The sequence below is a fragment of the Terrisporobacter sp. genome (assembly GCF_017888745.1).
Lineage (GTDB): Bacteria > Bacillota > Clostridia > Peptostreptococcales > Peptostreptococcaceae > Terrisporobacter.
Window position 1 is genome coordinate 21,659 of the sequence record NZ_JAGHFM010000151.1, and the last position, 6,000, is coordinate 27,658.

Consider the following 6,000-nt stretch of genomic DNA (forward strand, 5'->3'; position numbering starts at 1 on the left):
AACATTTACTCATTATCAATTCTAGTAAAGTATTTTTAATCCTTCAATGAAATTTATCTAGTTTTGTTACTTTATGTATATATAAAAATACATATAAATTTTACAACCTATTATTACCTATCAATTAATATATTTTCCATTTTTTACTTGTTATATTCTTAAAAATTTCTATTTTATTAAAAAAGTGCCTATGAAATATAAATATTTCTTAGACACTTGATTTTTCTAAAAGCTATTAAAATTAAAATTGATAGACATCTTTCTCCAATCCTAGCTATTTGGTTTTAGTATGAATTTTTTGCAATCATATTACCCTATCTAAATTCGCAGTGATTGCTCTGCTACACACTTATATCTTGATTATGTCATTACTTAATAAATTTTTAGCAGTTATATAATTCTTCATTAAAGTTCTACTATAAATTATTATTGAATTATTTGATATAATTAATTACTTCTTTGTTTATTATATTTTTATAAATTATTTAAATTACTAAGCATGTGATATTTTCACAAATTTTATAACAACTTTATTCCATATGATTCCGATTATTAAAGCTTGTATTGGTATCATAATAACTGATTTAATTATACGTGTTGGAAGCAAAGCTAAATAGCCTTTACCCATCATTATAGATAACCAATAAGTATCAAGTCCTAAATTTATCACAAGACAAACTGTTAAAACTGAACCTATTATTCTAGTCCAAGTAACAGGCTTATTGTATAAAAATACACCGTATGTTAAACCAGTTAAAAATGCAGTTAAGGTAAACCCTGGAAAGTATGCCCCTGATGGGAATAGTAACATTCCTAAAGTATCACCTATTACATAAGATATACCTGCACTCAACGGCCCATACATCATTGCTGTTATTGCTATTGGTAAAAATCCAAATCCTATTCTTAATATTGGTGTTTGTATAGAACAGAATCTAGTTAATATAACTTCTATCGCTATTAGTAAACTTATTTGTATTAATTTTTTTACATCAAATTTATTATCCATAAATTTCCTCCTATTCTAGCTGGACACACATTAGTCGTTATGTGAATGGAGGCATAAAAATGATAATTTAACTTTTGAAATTCATTACACTGCTATTTATCATTTATATTGTCTATCTATCAAATTAAAATAACAAGCATGTTTCATAACTATCACAATAATCTTTCAGATTAATAATTTAACATCATAAGATTTGCATATTAATGAAATGAATATCTTTTAATGTCTTTCTATTAATGTCATTTTACATAGATATAACTTATCTATATGTATAAATAGAAAGGCTTCTGTTATTATGATAATTAATTAACACCCATTTTAAAGTATATCATAATCACATAGGTTTGTACTGTAAAAGATTCAATATTATTATGATAATGATTTATCAAATTTGCCAATATTTATTATTAGTTGGAAAAAAAATAACTTGATTAATTAATCAAGTTACTCTATTTTTAATTATTTTCTTCTTTGGTTAGCTTTTTCTATATTAATTTTATTACCTTTTATTTTTATGTTTTTCATTTTATCTAATACTTTTTTAGCCTTTTCTTTTGGAACTTCTACAAATGTATATTTATCATATATATCTATCGTTCCAACTAGTTTTCCTGGTATTCCAGCTTCTCCAGCTATAGCACCAACTATATCTTTAGCTTGAATCCTTTGATTTTTACCTACATTTATAAATAATCTAACCATTCCAGATTCAGCACCTGTTTTTGAACGCTTTCTGTCTCCTCTGTCTCTACGTCTTCTTCCAGATTCTTCTTTGTAGCTAGAAGTTTCTTCAACTATCTCTTGTTTTTCTTCATCACCTAATGCTATTTTTACAAGAGCCGCAGCAACCTCTATAGCTTCTAGTCCCTCTTCCTCACAAAGATTTTCTAACCATTGAGTTTGTTTAGATAAGTTACTATCTTTTATAACTTCTTTAACTTGTTTAAAGAATGCTGTTACCTTTTTCTCTTCAACGTCAGCAATTGTAGGTATATTATGTCTTACTAATTTACATTTTGTATATCTTTCTATATCTTTCATTTTTCTTATTTCTTTTCCAAATACGAAACTGAATGATATCCCTTCTCTACCAGCACGTCCAGTCCTACCTATTCTATGCACATAGTATTCTTCATCTTGTGGTAAATCGTAGTTGAATACCATTTCAACATCATCAACATCTATTCCTCTAGCTGCAACATCTGTAGCAACAAGTATATCTATTGTACCTTGTCTAAATTTATCCATCACTATATCTCTTTGAGTTTGTTTTAAATCTCCATGAAGGGCATCTGCAAAGTATCCTCTTGCTTGTAATTCACTAACTAACTCATCAGAACCTCTTTTGGTATTACAGAAAACAACTGATAATTTAGGATTATATACATCTATTAATCTGCATAATACTTCTAATTTATTAGCTCTTCTTGTTTCTATATAATATTGTTTTATGTTTGGTACTGTTAATTCTTTTCTTACTATTTTTATAAGCTGTGGATCATCTTGATATTTTTTAGTAAGTTCTAATATTTCTTTTGACATAGTTGCTGAAAAGAAAGTAGTTTGTCTTTCACTTGGTGTTTGTTCTAATATTAGCTCAATATCTTCTCTGAATCCCATATCTAACATTTCATCCGCTTCATCAAGAACTAACATTTTTACATTGTCCATTTTTAAAGTTCTACGATTTATATGATCAATAACACGACCTGGTGTCCCTATAACAACTTGTACTCCGCTCTTTAAAGATTTTATTTGTCTATCTATTGGTTGACCACCATAAACTGGAAGTGTCTTTATTCCACTTTTATATTTTCCTAATTTTTTCATTTCACTAGAAACTTGAATTGCAAGTTCTCTTGTAGGGCATAATACTACTGCTTGTACGTTTTTATTTTTAGGGTCTACCATATCTAATACTGGTATACTAAATGCCGCTGTTTTTCCTGTCCCTGTTTGTGCTTGTCCTATAACATCTTTCCCTGTTAATATCACAGGTATTGATTGTGCTTGTATTGGAGATGGTTCTTCAAATCCTAATTCCGCTACTGACTTCTTTATCTCGTCACTTATTGGTAAATCTTCAAATTTTATTATATTCATAAATTAATTATTTCCTTTCCGTTATCATAAATATTAACTTTTCTATTATATAGTTTATTTCAATATTATGCAATTATATTTTTACCTAAAAAAAAGGTCCTATTCAGTTAATCACTTAATTAAAGAAATTTCCTTGAATAAAACCTTTCATTAATATGTAATATTTTTATAATTATTTAAGCTAAGTACATAAAGTATAAAGTAGTTATATATATTATATATGTTCCTAACATTAGGAATCCTTGAATCCTATACAACTTGCTTTTTTTCATAGTTGGTAATATTAACAAAAGTAAAAGGCCAATCATAAATAGAAAATCAATTTTAATATTCTGGGCTAGTATAGGCAAATCATTTATTAATGATGAAATTGCAATTACAGATGTTATATTTAAAATGTTTGCACCTAAAATATTTCCTACTGATATTCCATGATGCTTTTTCCTTATAGCTGTCAAAGATGATACTAACTCTGGAAGAGATGTTCCAAGAGCTATAACAGTTAAACTTATTACTCCTTGAGGTATCCCTATAAAACTAGCTAATTTAACACCATTATCTACTAATAATTTTGAACCTACTACCATCATTACTAGTCCTAAAATAAAAAGTAATGCTGTTTTTAAATTCTCAAATTTATTAGAAGTTGCTCTAAAAGAATTCATTCCATCATTACTATTAGAAGAATTTTTACTATTTCCAGAAACACTTTTTACATTAGTATACATATACACAGCTAGCAATATGATTAGTAATAGTCCATCTTTTCTAGTAATACTTCCATCTCTTCCTAAAATCATTAAGGCTAAAACTGATATAAGCAATATAATTGATTTTGATGAAAACATCCCCTTGTCTACTTTAAAAGGACTTATAAATGCAACTAGCCCTAGTATTAATCCTGTATTACATATTATTGAGCCTACAGCATTTCCTAAGCTCATAGTTGTATGATTATCTATGGATGCTAATGTGGATACAGTTAACTCAGGCAAAGTCGTTGCAAAACTTACTATTGTTGCTCCTAAAATTATTTCTGATATACCAGTTTTCTTTCCTATTAACACAGTACAATCAATAAAAATATCTGCTCCTTTTGTTATTAATACAAATCCTGTAAAAAATAAAATTATAACTAAAGCCATCATATCTCCCCCCTATATTCTATATCTATTCTAAGCCTTTTCCTTTATGCTCAAATTTTTTATATTTTTTTATAAAAACATGTTTAACTTTAAAATCTAGGGGTATCTATTTAATATAACAAATTAAGATAAATTATTAGTAAATTCGATAAGATTTGGTAAGATATTTTTGTATACAATATACTGTGTTTGTGCTAGAATATATCTTGTTGATACTTATCAATATATTTTTAACATTTTTATTAAATTTTTAATATAAAACAATCACTTTTAGGAGGATGTCTAAATGAAAGCATGGCAAGGTTTTAAAACTGGAAAATGGACTAAAGAAGTAGACGTTAGAGGGTTTATACAAGCTAACTACACTCCTTATGAAGGAGATGCTTCTTTCTTAGCAGGAGCTACAGAAAACACAAAAGAATTATGGGCTGAAGTAATGGAGCTATTCAAAAAAGAAAGAGAAAATGGTGGAACATTAGATGTTGATACTAAAACTGTTTCTGCAATAGATGCTTACGCGCCTGGATATATAGACAAAGATAAAGAAACTGTAGTTGGTTTACAAACTGACGCACCACTAAAAAGAGCTATAATGCCTGAAGGTGGTATAAGAATGGTTGAAACATCTTGTAAAGCTTACGGATTCGAATGTGATCCACAAGTAAGTGAAATATTCACTAAATACAGAAAAACTCATAACCAAGGTGTATTCGATGCTTATACTTCTGAAATGAGAGCTGCTAGAAAATCTGGTATAATAACAGGTCTTCCAGATGCTTACGGAAGAGGTAGAATAATAGGTGACTACAGAAGAGTTGCTTTATACGGTGTTGATAGATTAATAGAAGATAAAATGCAACAAAAAATTTCTTTAGAAGTTTCTTGCATGGATGAAGATGTAATAAGATTAAGAGAAGAAATATCTGATCAAATAAAAGCTTTAGAAGCATTAAAAAGAATGGCTGAATCTTACGGATTCGATATATCTAAGCCAGCTACTAACTCAAGAGAAGCTGTACAATGGTTATACTTCGCTTACTTAGCAGCTATAAAAGACCAAAATGGTGCTGCTATGTCAATAGGTAGAACTTCTACTTTCTTAGATATATACTTTGAAAGAGATTTAAAAGCTGGTTTAATAACTGAAGAAGAAGTTCAAGAATTAATGGACCACTTCGTTATGAAATTAAGAATGGTTAAATTCTTAAGAACTCCAGACTACAATGAATTATTCTCTGGTGACCCAACATGGGTAACTGAGTCAATTGGTGGTATGGGTATAGATGGTAGAACATTAGTAACTAAAAACTCATTCAGGGTTTTAAATACTCTTTATACTATAGGACCATCTCCAGAACCAAACTTAACAGTACTTTGGTCAAACAACTTCCCACAAGGATTCAAAGATTTCTGTTCTAAAGTATCTATAGATAAAAGTTCAGTTCAATACGAAAATGATGATTTAATGAGACCTTACTGGGGAGATGATTACGGAATAGCATGTTGTGTATCTGCAATGAGAATAGGTAAACAAATGCAATTCTTCGGAGCTAGAGCAAACCTTGCAAAAACTTTACTTTACGCTATTAATGGTGGTAGAGATGAAAATTCAGGAAAACAAGTTGCACCTAAATTCCAACCTATTACATCTGAATACTTAGACTATAATGAAGTTATGGAAAAATTTGATGTAATGATGGATTATGTTGCAAAAATATATATTAAAGCATTAAATGCAATTCA

The 6,000-nt window shown here is 28.5% G+C and carries 4 protein-coding genes; 1 reads left to right on the forward strand and 3 read right to left on the reverse strand.

Annotation, left to right across the window (positions count from 1 at the left end; translation table 11 throughout):
* Window positions 1-493: 493 nt before the first annotated feature.
* The 3 genes from J7G74_RS07500 to J7G74_RS07510 form a co-directional block, all read right to left on the reverse strand.
* Window positions 494-1,009, reverse strand: a complete 516-nt coding sequence (locus J7G74_RS07500) for a folate family ECF transporter S component (protein WP_297133661.1) — start codon at window positions 1,007-1,009, stop codon at window positions 494-496.
* Window positions 1,010-1,468: 459 nt separating this feature from the next.
* Window positions 1,469-3,112: a DEAD/DEAH box helicase gene (locus tag J7G74_RS07505; RefSeq protein WP_297133663.1), complete on the reverse strand. Its 1,644-nt coding sequence runs from the start codon at window positions 3,110-3,112 to the stop codon at window positions 1,469-1,471.
* A gap of 176 nt (window positions 3,113-3,288) precedes the next feature.
* A complete protein-coding gene (locus tag J7G74_RS07510) occupies window positions 3,289-4,260 on the reverse strand; it encodes a calcium/sodium antiporter (protein ID WP_297133666.1) in 972 nt (323 codons plus the stop codon).
* A gap of 283 nt (window positions 4,261-4,543) precedes the next feature.
* On the opposite strand from J7G74_RS07510, the gene J7G74_RS07515 reads away from it, so the two are divergent.
* A partial coding sequence (locus tag J7G74_RS07515; RefSeq protein ID WP_297133669.1) for a pyruvate formate lyase family protein occupies window positions 4,544-6,000 on the forward strand: 1,457 nt, incomplete at its 3' end.

Coding starts and splice junctions, on each gene's coding strand:
- J7G74_RS07500 (WP_297133661.1), bottom strand. CDS start 1,009: ATGGATAATAAATTTGATGTAAAAAAATTAATACAAATAAGTTTACTA.
- J7G74_RS07505 (WP_297133663.1), bottom strand. CDS start 3,112: ATGAATATAATAAAATTTGAAGATTTACCAATAAGTGACGAGATAAAG.
- J7G74_RS07510 (WP_297133666.1), bottom strand. CDS start 4,260: ATGATGGCTTTAGTTATAATTTTATTTTTTACAGGATTTGTATTAATA.